This window comes from Streptomyces angustmyceticus (genome assembly GCF_040701845.1).
In the GTDB taxonomy this organism is placed as follows: domain Bacteria; phylum Actinomycetota; class Actinomycetes; order Streptomycetales; family Streptomycetaceae; genus Streptomyces; species Streptomyces angustmyceticus_A.
Window position 1 is genome coordinate 322,378 of record NZ_JBFBHQ010000002.1, and the last position, 25,513, is coordinate 347,890.

24 protein-coding genes and 1 pseudogene are annotated in these 25,513 nt (G+C 72.2%); 16 read left to right on the forward strand and 9 right to left on the reverse strand.

Translation table 11 applies throughout. The features are described 5' to 3' along the window. Window positions 1-90: 90 nt before the first annotated feature. Window positions 91-2,145 carry an ATP-binding protein gene (locus AB0411_RS05345; RefSeq protein ID WP_366415887.1) on the reverse strand — a complete coding sequence of 685 codons (2,055 nt, stop codon included), beginning with the start codon at window positions 2,143-2,145 and terminating at the stop codon, window positions 91-93. Window positions 2,146-2,440: 295 nt separating this feature from the next. Here AB0411_RS05345 and AB0411_RS05350 point away from each other — a divergent pair, with 295 nt between their 5' ends. The 7 genes from AB0411_RS05350 to AB0411_RS05380 all read left to right on the forward strand — a co-directional run bounded on the left by AB0411_RS05350 (window position 2,441) and on the right by AB0411_RS05380 (window position 8,365). Beyond that, window positions 2,441-3,433: an alpha/beta hydrolase gene (locus AB0411_RS05350; protein ID WP_366415888.1), complete on the forward strand. Its 993-nt coding sequence runs from the start codon at window positions 2,441-2,443 to the stop codon at window positions 3,431-3,433. A 144-nt stretch (window positions 3,434-3,577) separates the two neighbouring features. Beyond that, window positions 3,578-3,934, forward strand: coding sequence for a DUF4333 domain-containing protein (locus AB0411_RS05355; RefSeq protein ID WP_366415889.1), 357 nt, complete (start codon window positions 3,578-3,580; stop codon window positions 3,932-3,934). 474 nt (window positions 3,935-4,408) lie between these two features. Continuing rightward, a complete protein-coding gene (locus AB0411_RS05360) occupies window positions 4,409-5,632 on the forward strand; it encodes an ATP-binding protein (protein WP_366415891.1) in 1,224 nt (407 codons plus the stop codon). Next, window positions 5,629-6,042 carry a roadblock/LC7 domain-containing protein gene (locus AB0411_RS05365; RefSeq protein WP_086717734.1) on the forward strand — a complete coding sequence of 138 codons (414 nt, stop codon included), beginning with the start codon at window positions 5,629-5,631 and terminating at the stop codon, window positions 6,040-6,042. The genes AB0411_RS05360 and AB0411_RS05365 overlap by 4 nt, the downstream gene beginning before the upstream one ends. Further along, window positions 6,039-6,419, forward strand: a complete 381-nt coding sequence (locus AB0411_RS05370) for a DUF742 domain-containing protein (protein ID WP_086717732.1) — start codon at window positions 6,039-6,041, stop codon at window positions 6,417-6,419. The genes AB0411_RS05365 and AB0411_RS05370 overlap by 4 nt, the downstream gene beginning before the upstream one ends. Continuing rightward, the gene (locus tag AB0411_RS05375; RefSeq protein ID WP_366415892.1) at window positions 6,394-6,984 is read left to right on the forward strand and encodes a GTP-binding protein; all 591 of its coding nucleotides are present in this window, start codon (window positions 6,394-6,396) and stop codon (window positions 6,982-6,984) included. Before AB0411_RS05370 ends, AB0411_RS05375 begins: the two co-directional genes overlap by 26 nt. Before the next feature lie 10 nt (window positions 6,985-6,994). After that, window positions 6,995-8,365, forward strand: coding sequence for a cytochrome P450 (locus AB0411_RS05380; protein WP_366415893.1), 1,371 nt, complete (start codon window positions 6,995-6,997; stop codon window positions 8,363-8,365). A 182-nt stretch (window positions 8,366-8,547) separates the two neighbouring features. Here the strand turns inward: AB0411_RS05380 and AB0411_RS05385 are convergent, their stop codons facing one another. Continuing rightward, window positions 8,548-8,757, reverse strand: a complete 210-nt coding sequence (locus AB0411_RS05385; RefSeq protein WP_366415894.1) for a hypothetical protein — start codon at window positions 8,755-8,757, stop codon at window positions 8,548-8,550. Here AB0411_RS05385 and AB0411_RS05390 point away from each other — a divergent pair. Both AB0411_RS05390 and AB0411_RS05395 read left to right on the forward strand, forming a co-directional pair. After that, entirely contained in the window at window positions 8,747-9,721 is a 975-nt protein-coding gene (locus AB0411_RS05390; RefSeq protein ID WP_366415895.1) for a cytochrome P450, read from the forward strand. The genes AB0411_RS05385 and AB0411_RS05390 overlap by 11 nt on opposite strands. Before the next feature lie 52 nt (window positions 9,722-9,773). Continuing rightward, window positions 9,774-10,532, forward strand: a complete 759-nt coding sequence (locus AB0411_RS05395) for an enoyl-CoA hydratase/isomerase family protein (RefSeq protein WP_366415896.1) — start codon at window positions 9,774-9,776, stop codon at window positions 10,530-10,532. Window positions 10,533-10,587: 55 nt separating this feature from the next. Here AB0411_RS05395 and AB0411_RS05400 read toward each other — a convergent pair whose 3' ends face one another. Then, entirely contained in the window at window positions 10,588-11,127 is a 540-nt protein-coding gene (locus AB0411_RS05400) for a gamma carbonic anhydrase family protein (RefSeq protein WP_366415897.1), read from the reverse strand. A gap of 142 nt (window positions 11,128-11,269) precedes the next feature. Between AB0411_RS05400 and AB0411_RS05405 the strand changes: the two genes are divergently transcribed. Further along, window positions 11,270-12,052 (forward strand): acyltransferase, encoded by a 783-nt coding sequence (locus tag AB0411_RS05405; RefSeq protein ID WP_366415898.1) that lies wholly within the window; start codon window positions 11,270-11,272, stop codon window positions 12,050-12,052. A gap of 85 nt (window positions 12,053-12,137) precedes the next feature. Here the strand turns inward: AB0411_RS05405 and AB0411_RS05410 are convergent, their stop codons facing one another. Beyond that, window positions 12,138-13,007, reverse strand: a complete 870-nt coding sequence (locus AB0411_RS05410; protein WP_366415899.1) for a DMT family transporter — start codon at window positions 13,005-13,007, stop codon at window positions 12,138-12,140. Window positions 13,008-13,113: 106 nt separating this feature from the next. On the opposite strand from AB0411_RS05410, the gene AB0411_RS05415 reads away from it, so the two are divergent. Both AB0411_RS05415 and AB0411_RS05420 read left to right on the forward strand, forming a co-directional pair. Next, window positions 13,114-13,686: an XRE family transcriptional regulator gene (locus AB0411_RS05415; RefSeq protein WP_366415900.1), complete on the forward strand. Its 573-nt coding sequence runs from the start codon at window positions 13,114-13,116 to the stop codon at window positions 13,684-13,686. 42 nt (window positions 13,687-13,728) lie between these two features. After that, entirely contained in the window at window positions 13,729-14,286 is a 558-nt protein-coding gene (locus AB0411_RS05420; protein ID WP_366415901.1) for a YbaK/EbsC family protein, read from the forward strand. A gap of 51 nt (window positions 14,287-14,337) precedes the next feature. On the opposite strand, the gene AB0411_RS05425 is transcribed toward AB0411_RS05420, so the two are convergent. The 4 genes from AB0411_RS05425 to AB0411_RS05440 all read right to left on the reverse strand — a co-directional run bounded on the left by AB0411_RS05425 (window position 14,338) and on the right by AB0411_RS05440 (window position 17,226). Further along, complete coding sequence (locus AB0411_RS05425) at window positions 14,338-15,237, reverse strand: aminoglycoside phosphotransferase family protein (protein WP_366415902.1); 900 nt, start codon at window positions 15,235-15,237, stop codon at window positions 14,338-14,340. A 34-nt stretch (window positions 15,238-15,271) separates the two neighbouring features. Next, entirely contained in the window at window positions 15,272-15,829 is a 558-nt protein-coding gene (locus AB0411_RS05430; RefSeq protein WP_366415903.1) for a GNAT family N-acetyltransferase, read from the reverse strand. Window positions 15,830-15,854: 25 nt separating this feature from the next. Further along, window positions 15,855-16,262, reverse strand: coding sequence for a CoA-binding protein (locus AB0411_RS05435; protein ID WP_366415904.1), 408 nt, complete (start codon window positions 16,260-16,262; stop codon window positions 15,855-15,857). A 172-nt stretch (window positions 16,263-16,434) separates the two neighbouring features. Continuing rightward, entirely contained in the window at window positions 16,435-17,226 is a 792-nt protein-coding gene (locus tag AB0411_RS05440; protein ID WP_366415905.1) for a type VII secretion system-associated protein, read from the reverse strand. Window positions 17,227-17,488: 262 nt separating this feature from the next. Between AB0411_RS05440 and AB0411_RS05445 the strand changes: the two genes are divergently transcribed. Both AB0411_RS05445 and AB0411_RS05450 read left to right on the forward strand, forming a co-directional pair. Then, window positions 17,489-18,115: a YigZ family protein gene (locus tag AB0411_RS05445; protein ID WP_366415906.1), complete on the forward strand. Its 627-nt coding sequence runs from the start codon at window positions 17,489-17,491 to the stop codon at window positions 18,113-18,115. Between the two features lie 242 nt (window positions 18,116-18,357). Beyond that, window positions 18,358-19,863, forward strand: coding sequence for an APC family permease (locus AB0411_RS05450; RefSeq protein ID WP_366415907.1), 1,506 nt, complete (start codon window positions 18,358-18,360; stop codon window positions 19,861-19,863). A 346-nt stretch (window positions 19,864-20,209) separates the two neighbouring features. Here AB0411_RS05450 and AB0411_RS38065 read toward each other — a convergent pair. Beyond that, a pseudogene (locus AB0411_RS38065) lies at window positions 20,210-20,443 on the reverse strand (chaplin); the annotation flags it as partial. Window positions 20,444-21,063: 620 nt separating this feature from the next. Between AB0411_RS38065 and AB0411_RS05460 the strand changes: the two are divergent. Next, window positions 21,064-22,230, forward strand: a complete 1,167-nt coding sequence (locus tag AB0411_RS05460; protein ID WP_366415908.1) for an exonuclease SbcCD subunit D — start codon at window positions 21,064-21,066, stop codon at window positions 22,228-22,230. Then, window positions 22,227-25,466, forward strand: coding sequence for an SMC family ATPase (locus AB0411_RS05465; RefSeq protein WP_366415909.1), 3,240 nt, complete (start codon window positions 22,227-22,229; stop codon window positions 25,464-25,466). Before AB0411_RS05460 ends, AB0411_RS05465 begins: the two co-directional genes overlap by 4 nt. Window positions 25,467-25,513: the final 47 nt, after the last annotated feature.

Below are 25,513 nucleotides of genomic sequence, written 5' to 3' on the forward strand. Positions count from 1 at the left end.
ATGCGACCGGCCCCCCGCTCCCGCATCCCGAACGCGATCGGCGTGTCACCCAGCGTGTTCCCCGGCGGCCCGCCGCGGGTGGCCCGGCCCTCACGAGCCGGCCCGCAGCCGTGAGAAGAACGGCCGCGCCCGTACGCCGGTCCCGCCGCGCTGCCACCACGGGGTCTCCTCGCCGGCGTCCGGTGCCGCCGGCCCCTTGCGCACCGTCCGCCGCAGCTCCGCCAGCGTGTGGCGGACCCCCGCGATGAACAGCGGGTCGCCGATGAGCTTCTTGGCCTCCAGCGCCTTGTGGCACGCGCGCAGCGCCGCCGTCGGTTTCCCGTGGGCGCTCTCGGTCAGGGCGCGGGCGTAGAGGACCGTCGAGTACAGCCAGAAATCGCCGTCGGAGTGCCGGGTCTCCCAGGCGCGGCCGGCCGCCGCCCGCGCCCGCTCTCCGTCCAGCGGCGCCAGGGCGATGGCGAGCAGCGCCCAGCTGTGCGCGGGCCCGGGACCGAACCACGGATCCCTGGCCTGGTGCCGGGTCGCCTCCTCCAGGCAGGACACGGCCGCCGCGGTGTCCCCGCCGTACAGCTCCCGTACGGCATGCGCATGCGCGATACGGGCCAGTCCGTCGGTGTCCGCATGCAGCACGGCCGCCGTCCACGCCTCGTCGAGCAGGGCCTGTGCGGCGGCCGGCGACTGTTCCTGCGCGGCGAGGTAGCCGGCCAGCCACAGTGCCCGGGCCCGCAGCGCGGTGTCCTCCCGGCAGAGCAGCAGCAGCCGGTCGAGATGGGCCCGCCCCTCGCGGCGGAATCCGCAGGCGGCCCAGTGGAACCACAGGGACACCGCGATCTCCAGTGCGCCGAGGGCGTCCTCCGCGTCCTGCGGCGGCCGGGTCAGCGCCGCGTCGAGATTGGCCTGTTCGTCCTCCACCAGCCGCACGGCCACCTGTTGGTTCGGGCCCTGCCAGGCGATCTGCGCCTCGGCCGCGAGCGCCGCGCAGGCCTGCCGGAAGCGCCGCAGGGCCGCGGACTCCTCGCCCGCCTCGCGCAGCTGGGCGCGCCCGAAGTCGCGGGCGGCGCGCGGCAGTCGGTAGCGCGGCGGGAGCGCGGCCCCGGTGTCCTCGTGCACGCCGCCCGCCTCCCGTACCCGCTCGACGACCGAGACCGTACGGAGCCGTTCCAGCGCGCCGTCGACCGCCGCCGCCGGGACGTCGCTGCCGGCACAGACGCATCCGGCGAGCCAGGGGTCGAAATCGCCGGGCAGCACCGAGAGCCTCGCCCACACCCGGCGGTCGGTGGGCGAGCAGAGGGCGTAGCCCGCGGCCTGCGCGGCGTGCAGCGAGGTGTGGCGCACGGTGGCCGCGGGGCCCGCGTAGAAGAGCGGACCGTCCGAGTCCACCTGTGCCGCCAGCTGCGGCAAGGACATCCGGTCCAACTGGTGCGCGGCCAGCGCGATCGCCAGCGGGGAGCCCTCCAGCGCCTGGCACACGGCGACCAGGAGCTCGGGCGCCGCGGTTCCGGTCCGCGTGGCCAGCAGCTCGACCGCCGGTCCGGCGATCCCCTCGCCCAGCGTCACCGCCAGCGGGGCGAGTTCGACGACCCGTTCCTCGGCCAGACCCAGCGGGCCGCGCGCGGTCACCACGATGCGCAGCGACGGGTCGGCGCGCAGCAGCCGCCGCACGAGCCGGGCGCACTCGGCGCGTACCGGGTCGCAGTCGTCGAGCAGAACGGTCGCGCGCTGCCGCCGGCAGTACGCGGCCAGCGCCGCGAGGGCCGTGCCGCCCGCGGGAGGGCTCGCCGCGGGGGTGCCCGTACGGCCCGCCCGGCCGGGCAGCGTGGGGCCGATGCCGGGTTCGGCCGTCTGCCGGGCGAGGGGCCGCGCGGAGTCCCGGCACGTGGTGTCCGCCTGGCCCGCCGCCCGGAGCAGCGCCTCGGCCGGGCCGCCCCCGGACAGGCCGTCCCAGCAGCCGACCCGGAGGACCGTGCCGCCGTGCCGGGCGGTGTGCTCCGCGAGGACGGCACGGGCCAGCACGCTCTTGCCCACCCCGGCGGCCCCGGTGAGCGTCACCAGCGGAAAACCGCTCAGCAGTCCGGACACCTGCTCATGCTCAACGGCCCGCCCCACTACGCCGGGCGGAGGCCGGTGATCGGCCCACGCGGTCATCGGTCATCCCCAACCACGGCACAGCGCCGCGCCCTTCCGAACTGGGAACCCACCTTGCCAGAACCGACCGACCGGTTAAGAACGAGCGGGCTCATCGAACGAGGGAAACGCGGCCGCCGCATTTGACGTGCCGCGCGGCCACCTGGCGACGCCGGGAGGACGGACTGCCAGGTCAGGTGGCCGGGGTCGGCGTCGAGGTCCGTTCTGCCGATCTTAAAGTGGTGTCTTTCGACCGGCGTCGCAGTGGCAGCGTGGCTGCCCGCGGTCGGCCCGAGTATCCGAGGAGAACGTCCCGATGAAGTGCCTGCGCGTCCGTGCTGCGGTGAGTGTGGTGGCCCTGGGGCTGCTGGCCGGGTGCGGCGGCGGCAGGGACCTCGTGGACGCCTCCGGCGTGCCGCGGCTGCACGCGCATGCCGCGGACGCCCGCAACGGCGCGCCCCGGGTGGCCGCGCCGCGCGGCCCGCGCTCCTCCTTCACCCCGTTCCGCACCACCGGGGACGGCACCGCGGTCGTCCGGACGAAGTGGCACGGGCGGAAGTCCGGTTTCACCGGGGACATCTGGGCCTGGGTGCCGCCGGAGTACCACCAGCCGCAGTACGCCACGAGCGGCTTCCCGGTACTGATCGCCCTGCCGGGCGCCTACGGCTATCCGTTCAACTACTGGGCCGGGGACGCCTTTGCGCTGGAGGAGCGGATCGCCGAGTGGTCGCGGCAGGGCAAGACGCTGCCGTTCATCGTCGTGATGCCGGTGCTCAACCCCGGCCGGAAGTACTACGACGGCAGCGACATCCCGGGGCAACCGAAGATGGGCACCTGGCTGACCGAGGACGTCCCGGACTTCGCGCGGGCCAACTTCCGTACGTACGACAGCCGTGACGGCTGGGCCTTCATGGGCTCCTCGTCCGGGGGGTTCGCCGCGCTGAAGGCCGTGCTCAAGGAGCCGCGGAAGTTCAAGGCGGCCATCGTCAACGGCCCCGACACGGCGCCGGATTCGCCGATGTGGCAGGGGCATCCAGCCGAGATGCGCGCCAACGACCCGCGCCACCTGGCACGTCGGCTTGCCGCGCGGCGCGGCCTGTCCGTCTACCTGGCCTTCGAACTCGGCAGCAAAGAGGCGGCGGTGCCCGATGTGAAGCGCTTCATCAAGGACTACACCGGCGGGCCGGTCCACTCCACGCTCTTCGAAATACCGGACGGTGAGCACAGCGGCCACACCTACATCCGGCGGATGGCCGACTCGCTGCACTGGATCAGCGAGCAGATGCAGGGGCCTGTGCCGTCCGCCTGACGCACTTTTGACGCACTGTCGCCCAGGTGGTCGCACGGGCGTGCCCTCCTGTTGCCGACGCCGGAGCGGCCGTGAGAATGGTCCGTGAACCCGGCCGGTGGGCACGGCCGGCGCCGGACGTGTGTGCCCGCGGGAAGGAGAGCCGTGCGGAAACTGCGAGTCGTCGGCCTGGCGCTGGCCGGCACGGCTCTGCTGGCGGGCAGCCTCACGGCGGGCAACCAGTGGCTGGGGGACCGGCACGCGACCAGCGAGGTGCACGGGACGACCGACGCCGTCCCGCGCGACGAGGTCGCCCGCTCCATCTCGGGTCATCTGTCGCTTCCGGTGATCCCCCGGGGGCCGCGCTCGGTGGACTGCGCCAGGGACCTGCGCGCGGTCAAGGGTGCCTGGACCCATTGCACGGCGCACTACCTGCGGGGGACCGACCGCGGCATGACCGTCCGCGTCGTCCGGGTCCGCGGCGGCGAGATCACCTACGTTCACGACACCCCGCATCGCTGACCAGCGGCGGCCACGGCCGGACCGGTCCGGGACCGGGCGGCGCGAGGGGTTGGCGGCCTCCCCTGCTGCGTGGTCCAGGTCACACCGGATCGCGCTAACAACCCGTCAGAAATAGCCGGGCGCGCTTGCGCTGGGCTCCGCCTGGCGCTCAATGGCCCCAAAACAGGGCTTTGTTGAATCTCCTTCAGGTCTGTCCGGTGTTCAGATCGCCGTTGGACGGAGGGTGTTGCGGTGATGCTAAGATCATCGCACTTGCCAACGGGTCAGTCACCTGATATGGCGGGAAAGAGATTCCGCGCATTGGCCTATGAAAACCGCCACCCCGGGGAGAACTATGCCATTAGCCGGCCCTTCGATGGCTTTCTGGCAGGCGACTGTGTGTGGCCGTTCACGTATGTCCGGAAGCGCGATTGATTCCGTACGTCGTGGCCAGACATGCGCCACCTGGTGGCTCCGTCGTCCAAAGAGAGTCCTATGACGCAATACTTCCAGGATCCAGCGTTCTGGGGTTTGATCGCTGGCACCCCTGTCGCCGCAACCGCGATTGTTCGCGGCAGAAAAAAGATCACGGAACTTCGACAAGAAAAGGCCGAGCTCAAGCAGCAGTACGCCACTCTTGAAGACCACTACACGGAGGCCGTGGAAGAAGCCAAGGACCGGGCGGAGGAGGCCACCAAGACCACGCTGAAGGCCGCCATGCGGACGCTGCAGGGTCTGGCCGGTGAACAGCAACTGGCGATTTCCAAGCTGCAGGAATCCTATGGCGAGCACAAGATCCTCCAGGATCTGCTCGACATCGACCACATGAACTCGCAGTTCGCGCGGCGCGCCCAGTCCATCGCCGTCCTCTGCGACGGCTGGCTCGGCCGGCGTCGGCACAACGCCTCGCTCTACGATGTGGTGCGCAGTGCGAAGGGCCGTATCCGCCATTTCACCCGTGTCGAGATCCGGTCGCAGAGCAATTTCGCCATCGTGAGCCGCGCCGTGGAGCCGGTTGCGCTGGTGCTCGCCGAGCTGCTGGACAACGCCACCAGCTATTCGGCGCCGGAAACGATGATCGAGATCAATATCCGGCCGGTGCCCAAGGGCGTGTGCATCGTCGTCGACGACGCCGGTGTCGGAATGAACGAGGAGGAGAAGGCGCGGGCCGCCCAGCTGCTGTCGAGCGAGAATTCGGCCAGCGTCTCCAGCCTCGGAAACCCGCCGCAGTTCGGATTCACCGTCATCGGTGTGCTCGCCGCCCGCTACGGCTTCAGCGTCTCCGTGGACTCCACCTCTCCCTACGGCGGCGTGCGCGCGGTCGTGCTGCTCCCCGACGATCTACTGACGTCTCTGCACGAGCCCGAGGAGAGCCCTGCCGTGGCCGCGTCCGCTCCGTTGCCGCCCGAGAACTCTCCTGGTCAACCGGCTCCTGGCGGTCCGGCTCCGGCCCCCGCCGCCCCTGCGTACCCGGCCGCGGGCCGCCACCACCCCGGCCCCCCGCCCGCGGGGCAGCCGGCTGCCGAGACGACCGCGGGCGGTCTGCCGAAGCGCCGCCGCCGCGGTGCGATATCCATCGTGCCGACCGATTCCGAGGGCACGCAATCCCCGGCCCGCGACAGCGCGCAGACCGCGTCCGTCATGGGCGCATTCCAGCGCGGCACGCAATCCGGCCGTCGTTCCACTAATGCAAGCAATGAAGGGCATGAGGTTCAGTGAACTACGATCTGTCGTGGATGCTTGACAGTGCTCTGGAATTGCCCGAAGCGCAGCACGCCATTCTTGTCTCCGCCGACGGCCTCCTCATGGCCCGCTCGAAGGAAGTCGGCCGGGACCACGCCGACACCGTCGCCGCCGCGATGAGCGGAATGCAGTCGCTGAGCCGTACGGTCGCCGATTTCTGCCATGGCGGCCGGTCCGCCGGCCGTCCGCAATGGCGGCAGACGCTGGTGGAGTTCGACCATGGCTGGGTATTTCTCATTTCTGCCGGGGAGGGCGCGTATCTCGCGGTGTCGGCGTCCCCCGATGTCGACATGGCGGAGATCACGTTCCGTATGCAGCAGCTCGTCGGCCAGCTCGGCAAGGCACTGACCAGCCCGCCGCGCGAGAGGGCTGATATTCAGCCATGACCACTGATGACGAGCCGGAGCTGGAACACGAAGCAGCGGAATTAGTACGGCCGTACGTCATCACCAACGGCCGCGATCTTCTTGACGGCAGCGAATTCTCGCTGATCACTCTGGTCACCGTGCACGCGGACCCGCCCCGGACCAAGCCCCTTGATCCGGAGAAGGTCCGTCTGCTGGAGCTGTGTTCGGGAGGCTTCCTCTCGATCGCCGAGATAGCCGGGCACACCCGGCTTCCGGTGGGTGTCGTCAAGATTCTGGTGTCCGATCTCGCGCGGGAGGGCCATCTCTATTCCCGCGCACCCATACCGAGCGCTCAGCTCGTCGACCGGGAAATCCTTGAGGAGGTGCTGCATGGGCTCCAGGCTCGCTTTGGATGATGGCGTGTACCTGCGCAATTCAGTGCAGACTGCGGCGAAGATCCTCGTGGTCGGACACTTCGCCGTCGGAAAGACCACATTCATCGGGACGCTGTCCGAAATTCCTCCGCTGCGGACCGAAGAGGTCATGACCCAGGCGGGCGCGGGAATTGACGATCCGAAAGGTGCGCCGGGGAAGACCACGACCACCGTCGCCATGGACTTCGGCCGGCTCACGCTCAGCGAGAAACTGGTCCTGTATCTCTTCGGCACGCCCGGCCAGCAGCGCTTCGTGCAGGTGTGGGAGGACATGACGCGCGGGGCGCTCGGGGCGCTGGTCCTCGTCGACCCCCAGCGGCTCGACGAGTCCTTCCCTGTCATGGACCTGGTGGAACACTACGGAATCCCCTACGCGATCGCGGTGAACCACTTCGACGGGACTCCCACGCATTCGCTCGACGAGATCCGGGAAGCACTGGACCTCCTTCCTGAGACGCCTGTTGTCACCTGTGACGCACGGGACCAGCGTTCCTCGGCGGATTCCCTGATCGCCCTCGTCCGTTATCTCCAGTCCCGCCTCAACTAGGAGTTCAGGCATGCAATCTCACTCGGAATACCAGACTCCACCGCCCGGCTGCCCCGCGCACGCCGACGGCAAAAGGGTGCCCCTGCACGGACCGGAATTCGCCGCCGCCCCGGACGCCTTCTACGACATGCTGCGGCAGTACGGCCCCAGCGCGCCCGTCGAGCTCGCCCCCGGCGTGGAGGCCGAACTCGTCACGGACTACGCCACCGCGCTCCAAGTCCTGCAGAACCCGGACACCTTCGCGCGGGACTCCCGGCGCTGGCGCGCGCTGAACGAGGGGCAGATCCCGCCGGACAGCCCCGTGCTGCCGATGATGATGTACCGGCCGAATTGCATGTTCTCCGACGGCGCCGAGCACCTGCGGCTGCGCCAGGCGGTGACGGACAGCTTCGCGCTGCTGGACATGCACCGGGTGAGCAGGCATGTCGACCGCGTCGCGGCGTACCTCATCGACCAGTTCAGCGTCCGGGGCAAGGCGGACCTGATCGGTGACTATGCGCAGCTGCTGCCGCTGCTCGTCTTCAACGACCTCTTCGGCTGCCCGGCGGAGATCGGCGACCGGCTGATCAGCGCCATCTCCAACCTCTTCGACGGTGTCGATGTGGAGCGGGCGAACCAGGCCATGGCGGGTGCCCTGTTCGAGCTGGTCACCCTGAAGCGCAGCACTCCCGGCGACGACATCACCTCCTGGCTGATGCAGCACCGGTCGCGGCTGACGGACGAGGAGATGGTCCACCAGCTCGCGCTGCTCATCGGGGCGGGCACCGAGCCGGTGCAGAACATCATCGCCAACGCGCTGCGGCTGCTGCTGTCCGACGAGCAGTTCGTCGACGGCCAGCAGGGCGGGGGCGATGTCCTGGTCGAGGACGCCCTCAACGAGGTGCTCTGGAACAGTCCGCCGATCGCCAACTACGCCACCCACTACCCGGTGCACGAGGTGGAGCTCGCCGGGAACAAGCTGGCGGCCGGCACCCCGGTGCTCATCAGTTTCGCGGCGGCCAACGGGGACCCGAGCCTGTCCGCGGGCCGGCAGACCTTCAGCAAGCGGGCCCACCTGGCCTGGGGAGCCGGGCCGCATGCCTGCCCGGCGAAGGACCCCGCGCTGCTGATCGCGATACGGGCGATCGAGAAGCTGCTGAACGCGCTGCCCGACATCGAGCTGGGCGTCCCTGCGGACACGCTGACCTGGCGGCCCGGCCCGTTCCACCGGGCGCTCAACGCCCTGCCCGCCCGCTTCACCCCGGTGCGCAGTGAGCGTCGGGGGCCCGGGCCCGGGGCGGCAGGCGCTTCCGGCGCGGGAGGGGCACGGGCGCGGGAAGAGCAGCGCACGTCTCAAAAAGGCAGCTGGTGGAGCGGATTCCTCAGTTGGTGGCGAGCGTGACGCACGCGACAGTTCTGGTGTTCGAGGGTCGCATGAACGTTCAGCCGTAGGGGTATGCAGGGTTGGCGACCAATGAGTGATCTTCGGAAAGAAGGTGTCGCCTTGCAGCCCGCTCTGGCCGCTGCCCCCGTTGACCGGCGCAGTGTGGTTTCGGTTTTCTCCCGTCTCCGCACGGCCGATGGTCAATCGAATCCCTTGCCGTTGTACGCGAAACTCAGGGCGATGGGGGATGTCGTTCCGGCGCCCTGGGGCGGCCACTTGGTGACGTCGTACGGGCTGTGCCACCAGCTTTTGCGAAGCAGATCCTGGCGGGTCCCGGACAGTGCCTGGCGGGCCCGCCAGGACGACGCGGCCCGGTGGAACACGAGCGCGTCACGCCAGATGGGCGGCACTCTGCCGATGCTCAACGCGCCGCACCACACCAGTGTGCGGCGTTCGGTGGGCAATGTTTTCGACCGCAACTCCCTGGCCGGGATGAGGGCGTCGGTCGAGCGGACGACCCATCGGCTGCTCGACCGTTTCGAAGAGGAACTCGCGTACGGCCCTGCGGATTTCTGCGCAATGGTCAGTGAAGAACTTCCGGTGATCACCATCGGTGAATGGCTGCAGATTCCGCGGGCCGACTACGCATTCCTGCGTTCGCTCACCCATGACCAGGTGTACACCCAGGAATTGTTCCCGACGCCGAGTCAACTCGCACTGTCCGAAGAGTCGAGTCGACAATTGCACGAATACTTCACTGCTTTGGTGGAGGAGCGCAGGAAAAGACCGGGGAACGACCCGGTTTCGTCATGGCTCCGCATCTGGGACACGCAGGAGCCCGACCGTGAAGCCGCCGACCGCGCCGTGTACTCCCTCGCGCTGTTCATGCTGCTGGCGGCGCTGGAGACCACGTCACATGTGCTCTCCGGCACGGTCCGGCTGCTCCTGGAGCATCCGCGCCAGCTGAACTGGCTGCGTATCCACCCCGAGCAGATACCGGATGCCGTCGACGAGGTGCTCCGCTACGACGCCCCGATACACATGATCAGCCGGGTGGCTCCCGAGGAGACCGAACTCGCCGGGGTGACCGTCCGCAAGAACGAGATGGTGCAGCTCATGGCCGGGGCCGCCCATCACGACCCGGCCCACTACGCCGCCCCCGAGACCTTCGACATCCGCCGCCGGCCCGCCCATCTCGGCTTCGGCGGAGGAATCCACTTCTGCCTCGGCAACGCGCTGGCCCGCCTGGAGGCCGACTGCCTGCTCACCGCGTTGCTGGAACGGCTGCCCGGTCTGCGGATCAGCGCCCCTCCCCGCTGGGAGCCGCGGGTGGCCTTCCGCCGCCTGATCACACTTCCGGTCGCCCGTGTCTGACGTACCCGGCACCGGTCTCCCGCACAGCGGAACTTCACACCAAGGAACGGCCATGATCCACGACTTCAAGTCCCTCCTCGTGACGCATGAGGGGCCCGTCCTCACGGTGCAGCTGAACTGCCCCGAGACGGGCAACGCCATCTCGGGGGAGATCCTCGACGAGCTGCTCGTCGTACTGGGGGCCCTGGACGACGAGTTGGGCATCAGGGTCCTCGTCCTCTCCGGCGCGGGAGAGGACTTCTGCCTGGGCGGTGACCGGGCGGAGTTCCCGGCCCTGCTCGCCGAGGACCCCAGCGGGGTGGGGCTGCGCGCCCTGGGCAACAAGGCGCGCCGGGTGTGTGATGCCCTCGCGAGCACCGACGCGGTGACCATCGCGCGGCTGCACGGCGGGGTGGTCGGAGCCGGGGTGGGGCTCGCGGTCTTCTGCGATCTGCGGGTGGGCGCGGACACCTGCCGCTTCCGGCTGCCGGAACTGGGGCTGGGGGTGCCGCCCGCCTGGGGAGGCATCATGCCGCGGCTGCTGCACGAGGCGGGCGCGGCGCGGATCCGCGAGCTGATACTGACCGCCGACACCTTCGACGCCGCCACCGCCCAGGAGCTGTCCATCCTCCACAAGGTCGTCCCGGAGGCACAGCTGGACGGCGCCGTCACCCGGTGGATCAAGCCGCTGGTCCGCCGCTCCCCCTCGTCGTTGCGGACCGCGAAGCTGATGCTGAACGCGTACGCCAACGCCAACCGCCTCGCGGACGCCACCCTGTTCGACGCCGAGCTGCTGTCCTCCGCGCTGACCGCCGCCGCTGCCCGGAGCTGAGCTGGACGCCGCCGGGCGGACCGTCCATGGTCCGCCCCGCGGCGGCCGACGGCCGTCAGCCCTCGGTGTCCGGCACGTCCTCGCGGTGCCGGGCCACCAGCTCCCCGTACATCACGGCATTGAGCTTGATGGTCTCGCGCTCCTCGTCGGTCAGCTCCCGCTTGACCTTCGCCGGCACCCCGGCTACCAGGGAACCGGGCGGCACGCGCATGCCCTGGGGGACCAGCGCCTGCGCGGCGACCAGCGAGCCGGCGCCGATGTGCGCGCCGTTCAGGACCGTGGCACCCATGCCGATCAGCACGTCGTCCTCGACGGTGCAGCCGTGCAGGACGGCGTTGTGCCCGACCGAGACGCGCGCGCCGACGTGCACCGGGAAGCCCGGGTCCACATGCACCGTGCAGTTGTCCTGGATGTTGCTGTCGGCGCCGAGCACGATCGGGCCGCAGTCGGCGCGCAGCACCGCGTGGTACCAGACGCTGGAGCCCGCCGCCATGGTGACCTCGCCGAGCACGACGGATGTCGGGGCGGTGAATGCCTCCTGATCGACCTTCGGCTCCTTGCCGCCCACCGGTGAAATCAACGCCCGTCCTGCCATGTCCGGATCTCCTCGTCGTGATGCGCCGCGCCAACAGCACCGTAGACGACGGCCGCTGTGCCGGGCCGGGTCGGCGGCCGGTGGGGCGAAGATCACAGCCCGGCGCGCGGTCCGCCGCCCGCGGGCTGAGTACGGTGTGCGGGTGCCGATAAACCAGAACGTGTTCTCATCCGTCGCGGCCTGGCGGCGCCGGGCCGTGTCGCGTGCCGTGCACCGCGGCGCGCGCTGGGTGAGGGAAGTCGCGGCCGTCACGGCCGAGCGCCCCGGCCCGTACCGCTTCCGGCGGCTCGGTCCCGGCACCCGGCTCGCCTATCCGCAGGGCACGGTCTTCGGCGACCCGTGGATCGAGCTCGGCGACCACTGCATCATCGCCCAGGACGTGACGCTGACGGCGGGCATGATGCCGGACCTGGACCTCGGCCCGGACCCGATCCTCACGCTGGGGAACGGCGTGGTGCTGGGCCGCGGCAGCCATGTGATCGCGGATGTCCGGCTGACGATCGGCGACGACTGCTTCTTCGGTCCCGGGGTCTACGTCACCACCACCAACCACAGCTACGACGACCCCGAGGTGCCGGTCGGCAAGCAGTGGCCGCGCAGCGAGCCGGTGGCCATCGGGCCCGGCGGCTGGATCGGTACCGGGGCGGTGATCCTGCCCGGCGCGCGGCTGGGCCGGAACGTGGTGGTCGCGGCCGGAGCCGTGGTCCGCGGCGAGGTCCCCGACCACGCGGTGGTGGCCGGCGCGCCCGCCCGGATCGTCCGCCGCTGGGACGCCCGGCAGGGCTGGCAGCCGCCGCTGCGCACACCGGCACCGGTGCCGATCCCCGAGGACGTCACCCCCGACCAGCTGGTCGCGCTGCGGGCCTGGCAGGCGGAGGAAGCCGAGGAGGCCGCGGGGGCCGAGGGGGCGTACGAAGCGTCCTGATGCGCCGTCGGGCGGACGGGCACGCGGGGCGCGGACGGGGCGCCGCCTGTCGTTCGTGCCCCGCCCGTCTCTCCCGCCCCCTGCGTCAGTTTCCCGAAGCGAGCAGCACCGAGCCGACCAGCGCCAGGGAGGCGCCCGCGGTCTGGATCGCGCGCAGGCGCTCCTTGAGGACGCCGAGTGCGGCGAGCGAGGTGACGACGGGGTAGAGCGAGGCGAGCACCGCGGCCATGGTGACCGGCCCGTTCTGGGCGGCGAGGGCGTAGGTGCCGTTGGCGGCGACATCGGCGATTCCGACGAAGCCGAGCGCGGGCAGCGCGTTCCGGAGGGCTGCCAGCCCGCCCTCGGGCAGGGCCGGGGTGCCGCGCCGCACCGACGCGTACAGGGCGGCGCCGCCGACGGCGACATTGCACACCCGCTGGACGAAGAGCGCCAGGAAGAGCCCGGTCACGGTCGTGGAGGCCTCCGAGATCAGGGCCATCACCGCGCCGAACCCGAGCGCCGACACCATCGTCAGCACCAGGGTCTGACGGGCCACGGACGCGCCGCTGATCCGCGGGCCGCCGGCCAGCAGGACGCCGATCACGGCCACGACCATGCCGGTGGCCTGCAGCAGTCCCGGCCGCTCGCCCGCCACGATCCCGACTCCGAGCGGTACGAGGACGGTGCCGAGCGAGGCGAGCGGGGAGACCACGCCCATGGGGCCGAGCGCCAGGGCGCGGTAGAAGCAGAGCATGGCGGCGGGGCCCACGACGCCCGCTCCGACCGCGAACCACAGCTGCGGCCCGGCCTCCCGCCAGCCGCCGGTGGCGACCACCACGGCACCCAGCACCACAGCGGCCAGCACCTGCGAGACGACCACCACGGTCAGCGCCTGCAGGCGTCGGGTGAGCAGTCCGCCGCCGAAGTCGGCGAGCCCCCACAGAAGGCTGGTGGCCAGGGCGAAGACCGCTGTCATGGTGAAACCTCGCAGTACAGTGAACCGGACGCTGAAGTACACCACACCGTAGTACAGCCTACTGAATCGCTGCATCCAATATATTGCCCTTCGACTTGGACGGACCGTGACGGATCTCGACCAGCTCACGCAGTCGCTCGCCCGCAATCTCAAGCACTGGCGCGCCGAGCGCGGCTACACCCTCGATGCGCTGGCGGCCCGCGCCGGGGTCAGCCGCGGCATGATCATCCAGATCGAGCAGGCCCGGACCAATCCGAGCGTGGGAACCACCGTCAAGATCGCCGACGCGCTCGGCGTCAGCATCACCACGCTCCTCGACTACGAACAGGGCCCGCAGGTGCGCATCGTGGCGCCGAGCGAGGCGGTCCGGCTGTGGTCCACCGACGCCGGCAGCTCCACCACGCTCCTCGTGGGCGCCGAGGCGCCCGGCCCCTACGAACTGTGGGACTGGCGGCTGATGCCCGGCGACAGCAGCGCCTCCGATCCGCATCCGCCCGGCACCGTGGAACTGCTGCACGTACGGGCCGGCACGCTGACGCTCATCGTGGACGGTGCGGAGCACACGGTGCCGGCCGGCGCCTCGGCGACGTTCGAGGCCAAGGTCGCGCACGGCTACCGCAACGACGGTACGGAACCGGTCGAGATGACCATGTCGGTGATCATCCCGCTCGCCCGCTGAGACGGTCCGCCCCGCCCCCGTCACGGCTGTTAACTTGGCGCCATGCCCGTGCCGATGGATGCCTTCGACGATGTCCGGCCCGCCGTGCAGTGCCTGGACCTGCTGCCCGACCCGGTGGCCGCCGCGCTCCGCTCCTGGAGCGGATCCGTACCGGTCGAGGAGCTGCGCTTCGTCGACACGGACCCGGCCATCGCGGACACCGCGCTGCTCGTCGAGCGCTACGGCTCCTGGCTGCTGGAGCAGTCGGCGAACTGCGTGGTGGTGGCCGGCAAACGCGGCGGCGAGACCACGCTGGCCGCCTGTGTCGTCCTCTCGCACACCCGCGCCGACGTCAACGGCGTGGTGCGGCGTCATCTGGGCGCCCGCAAGGCCTCGTTCGCGCCGATGGACCAGGCGGTCGGCGAGAGCGGGATGGCGTACGGCGGGATCACCCCGATCGGCCTGCCCGCCGGCTGGCCGCTGCTGGTGGACCCGGCCGCCGCGGACACCCCCTACGCCCTGATCGGCAGCGGCAGTCGCCGCGGCAAGCTCATCGTGCCCGGCAAGGCGCTGGCCGAACTGCCCGGCGCCACGGTCCTGGAGGGGCTGGGCGTCGCCTAGCGCTCCGGGGCGGTGGCCCGCCGGGGCCGACGCCGCTGGTACGCGGCCGCCTCAGCCCTCTTCCAGCACCGCCCGGATCACATGCCGGGCGTTCGCCGCCATCGACGGGTTGGTCCTGCGGTAGTGCGGCAGCGCGATCAGCGCCTGCGAGAGCGTCCGCCCCCGGCCGCGGGCCCAGGAGGCGTCGTCCACGCCGAGAGCCTCGCGGAAGACCTGCCGCGCGTGTGCCGGCAGCAGGTTCCACGCCGGGAACAGATCGCAGGCCGGATCGCCCACCCCCATGCACCCGAAGTCGATCACCGAGGCCAGTCTGCCGCCGTCCACCAGCAGGTTGCCCGGCATCAGATCGCCGTGCAGCCACACCGGCGGCCCGTCCCGGCCCGGGGCCCGCAGCGCCTCCTCCCACACGGCGGTCGCGGCATCGCAGTCGACGCCCTCCTGCGGAATCCCGCGCAGCGCCTCGATCGCCGCCCGGGTCGACGCGTCGAGCGTGGCGACCGGTCCGCCGCGGTAGGCCTCCGGCGCGCCCGGCAGGCCGATGCTCCGCATCGCCGCCACGAACCCCGCCAGATCCCCGGCCAGCAGCGCCGGCTCGCTCAGCGCCCCCGCCTCGGGGTTCGTGCCCGCCAGCCACCGGTACACCGACCACGGCCACGGATACCCTTCCGCGGGCTCCCCGGCCCCGAGCACCTCCGGGACGGCGGTGGGCAACCGGGCCGCCAGGCGCGGCAGCCACTCCCGTTCCCTCGCTATGTCCGCGGCCCCGCCCCGCGTCAGCGGCAGCCGTACGACCATGGCGTCGCCCAGCCGGTACATGGCATTGACCGTGCCGCCGGACGGAACCCGCCGCACCGCCTGCCCAGCCCACCGCGGGAACTGCCCGGCGACCAGCCGCCGTACGAGGCCCTCGTCGAGGGGATGGACGCCGGGGTGCATCTGCTCTGTGCTCATGGGGCGCCATCCGACCGCCGGGCGCTTGCCGGCGTCAATCGCATTTCCCGGACGGCGCGGTGGGGCCGGGGCGGGGCAGGAGGCGGGCCGGGGCCGCGGGGGACGAAGCCCCCGCGCCGGAAGGCAGGTCCAGTGACAGCGCCGTGGCGTGCTCGGCGAACCCCAGGCTCCGGTACAGCGGCTCGGCGTCGTCCGTGGCGTGCAGATCGACCCGGGTGACACCCTGCTCGGCGAACCAGGCCAGCAGCGCCTGCGTCGTGGCACGTGCACAGCCGCGGCCCCGGTAGCGGGGATCCGTACAGACGTTGAAGACGAAGCCGAAGCGTCCCGCCGGATGACTCGGTGACGGCAGCCGCTCCTCGACCGTCCCGAGCGCGCACGCGGCGAGGTGCGGGGCACCGGCCTCGTCACCCGGCACCACGAAACCGGCCAGCCGCGCCCGCGGCCCGGTCAGCTGCCGATGCGCCGTCTCCTCCGCGTCCCGCTCCCAACTCCCGGGCACATCCCGCCCGTTCATGGCGCGGAACATCAGGCGGCGCAACCGGACCAGCTCGGCGGCATCCTCGGGAACAGCGGCGCGGGGCGCGATCATGCCGGGACGCTAACGCATCCGCCGCTCAGCCCAAACGGGGTATCTCAATGGCCGGACAGCGGTCCATCACCATGGCGAGACCGGAGTCGTGCAGACGGTGCCAGGCCGCCTCGTCGACCACCCCGAGCTGGAACCAGACCGCCTTCGCCCCGATCGCCACGGCCTCGTCGGCGATGCCGCCCGCCTGCTCGCTGTTGACGAACACATCGACCACATCGACCGGGAAGGGAATCGCGGCCAGCGAGGGGTACCCCCGCTCGCCGTGCACGGTCTCGGCCTTCGGATGCACCGGAACGATCCGCTTGCCATAGCGCTGCAGCACCTCGGCGACACCGTGCGCCGCGCGCTGCTCGTTGTTGGACAGGCCCACGACGGCCCAGGTGTCGCCGAGCTCGGTGAGGATCCTGCGGATCGTGCTGGGGTCGCCGTACACGCACTGCCTCCTGCGCTGGAAGGGTCTTGTGCGCTCAACGGACGGCACGACCCGGAGATTCCCGTCGCGGCGGCCGACAAGGCGTGCGACGTGCATCGACCGGCGCGCGCCGCACGGCAAGCGCCCCGCCCGAAGGGGAAGACGGGCGGGGCGGGTCTTCGGTGCCGGCGGCTCAGTTGGCGCCGCGGGCCATCCCACTGCCGGCCATACCGGCTCCGACGACGGTGCTGCCCTTCGCGGCGCGGGCCGGCTTGCCGATGCCCCGTCCGCCGGCCACCGGCTCGGCGCCGCCGGCGCCGGTACCCGGGCGCGGGGCCACCGGCACGGCGGCCGCGTCCCGCGTCTCGTCCGCCGTGCCGGACGCCTCGGCCAGCGTGGCGCGCAGCTCCTCGGTGTCCACCAGCATGCTCACCGGACCCGTCGGGTTGAGGTACAGCGCATGGCCCGGCGGCAGCTGTTCGACGAGCTCGGCCACCGTCCGCCGGTCGTACAGCAGACGGCCCACCGATTCGAGGTAGCCCGTCGAGGTGTACACGGGGATCACCGGGGTGCCCTCGGGCGAGGCGGCGGCCAGTGGCGTACCGGTCGCGGTCACCAGGACGGAGACCTCCGCGCAGGCCAGCGCCTGCGAGACGGCCTCTCCCGGCCCGTAGCCGGTCGCGGCGAGCTGCAGCGCGCCGTCGACCGCGTCGGTCGGCTCCGGCCAGTCCAGCATCTGCGGCGACGGCCGGTACTCCGGATTGTCGCGCCACTCGACGATCTCGCCGTCCGCGTCCGAGCGCCATTGCCCGATCAGCGCCCAGAGGGGCGGTGGCCCCTCTCCCTGCCAGGTCAGATCCACCATGGCCAGCCAGTGGTCGGGTGCCTGGCGTGCCGCCTCGATGACCTCCGGTGGGGGCTCGGGCATCTCCTCGCCCGTCACGGGAACGCCCGCCGTCATCGCCGACTGTGTGCTCTCTTCCATGCAGCCCTCCGCAAACCCGCCGTTCCTACATGTACGAGCGGGGCCCCGGAAACACGAGGCTCTCGCACTGACCTCACAGTGCCCACGGCCGGGGCGGACGTCGCACCGACGCACCGTGCGGACGGGGTGGGTACGCCGCCTGGCCGCGCCGACTGCGCCCGTACGGCGGACACCCGCGCCCTTACGGCGGACACCCCAGCGCGGCGCGGTCCGGCCGGGCCGCGCGTGTCCGCATGTCACAGGGGCCGCATAGGCTGGTCCGATGCAGGAGCAGTACCGCACGCTCGCGCGCGAGGGTGTCCACGAGATCGAGATCAACAAGTCCCGCTTCCTCTGTGCGCTCGCGCCCGTCGCGACCGAGGCCGAGGCCCAGGACTTCATCGCGCGCATCCGCAAGGAGCACCCCACCGCCCGCCACCACTGCTTCGCCTACGTCCTGGGCGCCGACGGCGGCATCCAGAAGGCGAGCGACGACGGCGAGCCGGGCGGCACCGCGGGCGTGCCCATGCTGCAGATGCTGGTGCGCCGTGAGGTCCGCTACGTCGTCGCCGTCGTCACCCGCTACTTCGGCGGGGTGAAGCTGGGCGCAGGCGGCCTCATCCGTGCGTACGGCGGCGTCGTCGGCGAGGCACTGGACGCGCTGGGCACGGTCACCCGGCAGCGCTTCCGCCTGGTCACGATCACCGTCGACCACCAGCGCGCGGGCCGGGTGGAGAACGATCTGCGCACCACGGGCCGGGCGGTGCGCGAGGTCACCTACGGAGCGGAGGTCAGCATCGAGGTCGGACTGCCCGAGGCCGACCTCGATGCCTTCCGCGCCTGGCTCGCGGACATCACCGCCGGCACGGCGAGGACGGAACTCGGCGGCGAGGCGTACGGGGATCTCTGAACGGCGGGACGGCCGCCCCGCGCCGTCCCGCTGCCTTGCCGCCCCGTGCCGGCCCGCGGTTTCCGCCGCCCTGCCGTCGCGCCGTGCGGCACCGGGCCCGCGACGGCCGGAGCGAGGGCTGCGGACCGCGGCGGAAAGTCCGGCCCGCACCGGTGCGCCGGGGCGCCGATCGTGCCAGCCTGTGGCGCGGTGAGAACGGGCCGCGACACAGGTGCCCGTGCCGGCACGAGAAGGGGGCCGCGATGCCCGAACTCCTCGATGAGCGCGTGGGATTCGTCCGCCGGATCGGTTTGTTCCAGGCCACCGCCATCAACATGAGCCAGATGTGCGGGATCGGGCCCTTTGTGACCATCCCGCTGATGGTCGCGGCGTTCGGCGGACCGCAGGCCGTGACCGGGTTCCTGGCGGGTGCGGTCCTGGCGCTCGCGGACGGGCTGGTCTGGGCCGAGCTGGGTGCGTCGCTGCCCGGCGCGGGAGGCAGCTACGTCTATCTGCGGCAGGCGTTCCAGTACCGCACCGGCAAGCTGATGCCGTTCCTGTTCGTCTGGACGGCCATGCTGTTCATCCCGCTGGGGATGTCGACCGGCGTGATCGGCTTCGTGCAGTACCTCGGCTACCTGTGGCCGGACATGAGCCCGGGTCAGGGCGACCTCGTCGGCCTCGTCGTCACCGCGGGCATCATCGCGCTGCTGTGGCGGCGGGTGGAGAACATCGCCAAGCTCACCGTCGTGCTGTGGACGGTGATGATCGCCTCCGTCGCCCTGGTCATCGCCGCCGCCTTCACCCACTTCAGCCCCGAGCGCGCTTTCACCTACCCCGCCCACGCCTTCGAGCTGACGTCCGGTCACTTCTGGACCGGCTTCGCGGCCGGCCTGACGATCGGCATCTACGACTACCTCGGCTACAACACCATCGCGTACATGGGCGCCGAGATCAGACAGCCGGGACGCACCATCCCCCGCGCCATCATGACCTCGATCGTCGGCATCATGACGATCTATCTGCTGCTGCAGATCGGCACCCTGGGCATCGTGGACTGGAAGGACATGCTCGACCCGCACTCCACGGCGTCCTCCTCCGTCGCCTCCGCCGTGCTGGAGCGGGCCTGGGGCAAGGGCGCCGCCGGCACCGTGACCGTACTCATCCTCGTCACCGCCGTCGCCTCCGTGTTCACCGGCCTCCTCGGCGGCTCCCGGGTCCCCTACGACGCCGCCCGCGACCGGGTCTTCTTCCGCCCGTACGGCACGCTCCACCCTCGTCACCGCTTCCCCGTGCTGGGCCTGCTGACCATGGGGGCGGTGATGGCCGCGGGCTTCCTCCTCGGGCGGCACACCGACCTGGCCACCATCATCCAGTTGCTGACCACCGTCATGGTGATCGTGCAGGCGCTGGCCCAGATCGCCGCGGTCACCGTGCTGCGCCGCCGCCAGCCGGGCCTGCGCCGCCCGTACCGGATGTGGCTCTACCCCCTGCCGAGCATCGTGGGCCTGGTCGGCTGGCTGGTGATCTACGGCTACGCGGACGCCAACTCGCCCGGCAGGCACCCCATCGAATGGTCGCTGGCATGGGTCGGTGCGGGGGTCGTGGCCTTCCTCGCCTGGGCCCGCTACGAGAAGGAGTGGCCGTTCGGGCCGAAGCGGATCAGCGAGGAGTACCTGCACGGCGCGGACCCGGACACCGAGCACCCCGGCGCAGACGAGGGGGAGCGGGGCAGCGAGGGCGCGGTGGGGACTGCCGGGGGGACCTGAGACCGACGGCAGGGCGAGGGTGCCTCCCGGGCGGCCGGGCCCGGGCTGCCGGAAGGCAGCAAAAAGCCCGAGGCCGGGGCGTCTCCTCCGATGAAGGTGGAAGGGCTATCGGTGGATACGGCCCGGCCTCGGGCCTGGTGATGCAAGGGGTCAGTGGCTGTCCCGGGCGGTGGCGCGATCACCGGCCACGCCCGGGACGGTCCCTGATCTAGCCGGCCATACCGCCGCCGCCGGTGTGGATGCCACCGGCCGGGTAGTGCTTCTTGTGGTGCTTCTTGTGCACGACGTGCTTGACGACGCGCTTCACGACCTTGTGGTGGCGGACAATCACCTGGCGGTGGAGGCCGTTGATGCAGGTGTTGCCGAAGGCCGGGTTGAGGAGCCCCACGATATTGACGGTGTTGCCACACACGTTGACCGGAATGTGGACCGGGACCTGAATGGCATTGCCCGACAACACTCCAGGCGAGTTGGCCGCGCCGCCGGCCGCGCCACTGTCTGCGAACGCAACCGAAACGCCGCCCAGGGCAGTACTGGCCGCAAGAGCGGCCACAGCAGCCACCCGCGTCATCCGTGACATAACAATCTCCCGATCGATCCAAGCGGCTCACTGCCGCTTCCTGTTACTTCACATCGGCGCGGGCGGCCGGATCGTGAGGGAATTTTCAAACGTTTCACACTTTCAGGGCATAAATGTGGTTTGATGCCGTGGCGTTTGGAGCAAGGGGGCTGGTGCGTCGCCCGGTCTTCGGCCCCTCCGGGACCGGCTTCCCTCGGTCGGCGGCTTGCGGGGCCTTGGGGTGTGCGGCCCGGCCGTGGGGCGAGGTGCCGACGGTACCCAAGCCTGGCGGGAGTAACCGTGAGGCGTGTGCCCATCCGGTGAATTGCGGTGGTCGGTGCCCGGCGGCTGGTGCGTCTCCCCGGCGCTTCGGCCGGCCTCCGGAGTCGTTCGCCCGTTCGATGCTTCCCTCTGTTCGGTGCGGCGGTCTGTGGGGACCGGGTCCGCTGCCGACCGGAGGCGGGGGCTCGTCGGCCGGTCCGCGGCGACGCGCGGATCACGGCCTTCCTCGACGGACAGGTGATGTCACAGGTGGGTGCGAGAATGAGGGCCGTGAGGGAGCGGGGGCGTGCCGCAGCCGGCGCCGGACGTGCCGACTGAAGGTCCAGGGAGGGGAAGACGATGCAGGCCGGAGTCGCCAGGTGAGATTTCTGCACACGTCCGACTGGCATCTGGGGCGGTCCTTTCACCGCGTGAGCCTGCTCGCCGCCCAGCGCGCGTTCCTCGATCATCTCGTCGAGACGGTGCGCGCGCGGGACGTCGACGCGGTGCTGGTGGCCGGTGACGTCTACGACCGGGCCGTGCCGCCGCTGGCCGCGGTCGAACTCTTCGACGACGCCCTGCACCGGCTCTCCGCGCTCGGCGTCCCGACCGTGATGATCTCCGGCAACCACGACTCCGCGCGCCGGCTGGGCGTCGGTGCGGGGTTGATGGAGCAGGCCGGCATCCACCTCCGTACGGACCCGGCCGGCTGCGGCACCCCCGTGCTGCTCTCCGACGCCCACGGTCCGGTGGCCCTCTACGGACTGCCGTATCTGGAACCCGCCATGGTGCGCGACACGCTCGGCGCACGGCGGGCCGACCATGCGGAGGTGCTGGGGGCCGCGATGGACCGGGTGCGGGCCGACCTCGGCGGCCGGCCCGCGGGGACCCGCTCGGTGGTGCTTGCGCACGCCTTCGTCACCGGTGGCGCGGTCAGCGACAGCGAGCGCGACATCACCGTCGGCGGGGTCGCCTCCGTCCCCGTGGCCGTGTTCGACGGGGTCGACTACGCCGCCCTCGGGCATCTGCACGGCTGCCAGACGCTCACCGAGCGGGTCCGCTACTCCGGATCGCCGCTCGCCTACTCCTTCTCCGAGGCCGGCCACCGCAAGTCGTCATGGATCGTCGATCTCGACGCGGACGGGACCGTGCAGGCGGAGCGGGTGGACTGCCCGGTGCCGCGGCCGCTGGCCCGACTGCGGGGGCCGCTGGAGCAGGTGCTGGAGGACCCGGAGCACGCCCGGCACGAGGAGTCCTGGGTGGAGGCCACGCTCACCGACACCGTCCGCCCGCACGAGCCCATGGCCCGGCTCGCGCGGCGCTTCCCGCACATCGTCAGCCTCGTCTTCGACCCCGACGAGGCTCCCGCCCGCTCGCTGGCCTCGTACGCGCAGCGGCTGCGCGGGCGCAGCGACCAGGAGATCGCCGAGGACTTCGTGGAACACGTGCGCTCCGGCCGGTCGGCCGATGAGCAGGAGCGGAGCGAACTGCGCTCGGCGATCGACGAGGTGCGCCTCGACGACATGGCGGCCGAGGTGGCGCGTTGAGGCTGCACCGGCTCTCCCTCACCGCCTTCGGACCCTTCGGCGGCACCCAGAGCATCGACTTCGACCGGCTCTCGCGGGACGGGCTGTTCCTGCTGCACGGCCCGACCGGCGCGGGCAAGACCTCGGTCCTGGACGCGGTGTGCTTCGCGCTGTACGGGTCGGTGCCCGGGGCGCGGCAGAGCGGGCAGGCGCTGCGCAGTGATCTGGCCGACCCGCTGACCCTCACCGAGGTCGTCCTCGAACTGACCGTGGCGGAACGGCGTTTGGAGATCACCCGGCTCCCCGAACAGCCGCGCCCCAAGAAGCGGGGCAGCGGTACGACCAAGGAGAAGGCGCAGAGCAGGCTGCGGGAGTTCGTGCCGGCCGGGGCGGACGCCGGGGGAGCGGCGGACGGCGAGGGGCTCGCGGACGGCGCGGGCGGTCACTGGAAGGCGCTGAGCCGCTCGCACCAGGAGATCGGTGAGGAGATCGGCCAGCTCCTCGGGATGAGCAAGGAGCAGTTCTGCCAGGTCGTGCTGCTGCCGCAGGGCGACTTCGCGCGCTTCCTGCGGGCCGATGCGGAGGCCCGGTCGCGGCTGCTGGGGCGGCTCTTCGACACCCGGCGGTTCGCGGCCCTCGAAGAGCAGTTGAACGCGCGCCGCAAGGCCGCCGCGGACACGGTCACGGCGGGCGACGAACGGCTGCTGGCGCTGGTGCACCGGATGGCGCAGGCGGCCGGGGAGAGCGCCGATCTCACCGATCCGTCGGTCCCCGCGCCGGACCGGGCCGGGCAGGCGGCAGCGGGCGCTCCGGCACGCGGCCGCGGCCGGGCCTCGTCGACGACGGCCGGGACGGCCACGACGGCGGCGCGGAGGGCGACCGTACCGGGGCAGGCCGGACCCGTGGAGGGCGGCGGGCGCGGGGCGGCCCGTGCAGCAGCCGGGGAGGCCCCGCCGGCACCGGGCCCCGGCGAGCCGGGGTTCGCGGAAGCGGTGCTGGTCAGGGCCGCCGTCGCCCGGGTGAGCGCGCGGGAGCGGCTGGCCGTCGCCCATGCCGCGGAGCGCGCCGCCGAGGACGCGGAGAATCGGGCGGCCCGGCGGTGGGAAGAGGCCCGTGAGCGCCACCGGCTCCAGCAGCGCCACGCGGACGCCCGGGAGCGGGCCGCCCGGCTCGAAGCCCGTGCCGAGGAGCGGGAGCGCACCCGCGAGCGGCTGGAGCGGGCCCGCGCGGCCGCGGAGGTCGCGCCCGCGCTCGCCCTGCGCGATGCCGCCTGGCACGAACTGGACGCCGCCCAGCGCGCCGAGCGCCGGCACAGAAGCCCGCTGCCGGCCGCCCTCACCGACGCCGAGAGCGATCAACTCGCCTCGACGGAACGCCAGGTGAGGGAGGACCTGGGCGCACTCGCGGCGGCCCGGCGGGCCGAGCAGCGGGCCGCCGACATCGGCCGGGAGCGCGCCGCCCTCGACCGGGCGGCCCGTGCCGACGAGCAGACCCTGCGGGAAGCCGCCGAGTGGCTCGCCGGATGGGGCGACACCCAGCGCGCCCACCGGCAGCGCATCGACACCGCCCAGGAAGCCGCCACCCGCGCCGAACAGCTCGCCGCCCGGATCGCACCGGCCGCCGAACGGTATGAGGCGGCCCGCCGCCGCGACCGCCTCGGCGCCGACGTGGAGTCGGCGGAGAACGAGCTGCTCACCGCCCGGGAACGGTCCGCGGCGGCCCATGAGCACTGGCTCGACCTCAAGGACCGCAGGCTGCGCGGGATCGCCGCCGAGCTCGCAGACAAGCTGCGCGAGGGCCGGCCGTGCGCGGTGTGCGGGGCGACCGAGCACCCCGACCCGGCCCGCGCCGGAGCCGGCCATGTCGACCGGGCGGCCGAGGAAGCCGCACTGGAGGCCCACCGCCGGACCGAGGAGGCACGGCAGCAGGCGGAGGCCCGCCGCCAGTCGGCCAAGGAAGCGCTGGCCGCCGCTGCCGCCACGGCCGGCGACACCCCGACCGGCGAACTCGCCGCGGAAGTCGAGGAGTTGCGCGCCGACTTCGCCCGCGCCCGGGCGCTCGGCGCCGACCTCCCCGCCGCCCGCGAGGCCCTCGACAGCGCCGAGCACGCATACGAACGGCGCCGCGCCGAGCAGCAGCAGGCCGAACGCCGGGCCGCTGCCCGTACCTCCCACCGCGACGCGCTGGACCGCGAACGGGCCGCCCTGGAAGAGGAACTGACCCGGGCGCGGGGCGACTGCCCGAGCGTGGCCGACCGGGCCGCGCGACTGGAGCGGCAGGTGGCCCTGCTCGCCGCCGCGGCGGAGGCGGCCCGTACGGCCGACGGCTGCGCCCAGCGGCTCAAGGACGCCGACGCCGGGCTGTCCGACGCCGCCTACCGCGCCGGGTTCGACACCCCGCAGGCCGCCGCCGAGGCCCTGCTGCGGGACGACGCCTGGCGGGAGCTGCAGCAGCGGCTCGACGACTGGCAGGCCGAATCCGCCGCTGTGCAGGCGGAGCTGGCCGACCCCGGGGCGGCCGCCGCCGCGGCGCTGCCGCCCGCCGACCCGGCCGCCGCCCAGAGCGCGCAGCAGGCCGCGGCCGCGCGGCTGCGCACCGCCTCGGCCGGCCACGCCGCGGCCCGGGACCGCTGCGCCGAGCTCGACCGGCTCTCCGCCCGCGCCGAGGCCGACGCCCGCGCCCTCGCCCCCCTTCGCACCGCCCACGACCGCATCGCCGGCCTCGCCGGACTCGCCTCCGGTACGTCCGCGGAGAACGAGCGGCGGATGCGCCTGGAGTCGTATGTGCTGGCCGCCCGGCTCGAACAGGTGGCGGCCGCAGCCACGGCCCGGCTGCAGCGGATGTCCGGCGGCCGCTACACCCTCGTCCACTCCGACGAACGGGCCGGCGGCGCCCGGCGCTCCGGACTCGGCCTGCATGTCATCGACTCCTGGACCGGCCAGGAACGGGACACCTCCAGCCTCTCCGGCGGGGAGACCTTCTTCGCCTCGCTGGCGCTGGCGCTCGGTCTCGCCGATGTCGTCACCGACGAGGCGGGCGGCACCCGGCTGGACACCCTCTTCATCGACGAGGGGTTCGGCAGCCTGGACGAACAGACCCTGGACGAGGTGCTGGACGTCCTGGACTCGCTGCGCGAACGCGACCGCAGCGTCGGCATCGTCAGCCATGTCGCCGACCTCAAGGCACGGATCCCCGCCCAGCTGGAGGTCGTCAAGGACCGGTCGGGATCCACGGTCCGGCATCGCGTACGGGGCTGAGCCCGCCGGGCCGGGGCGTCACGGACGCAGGTCACCGGCTCGAGCGC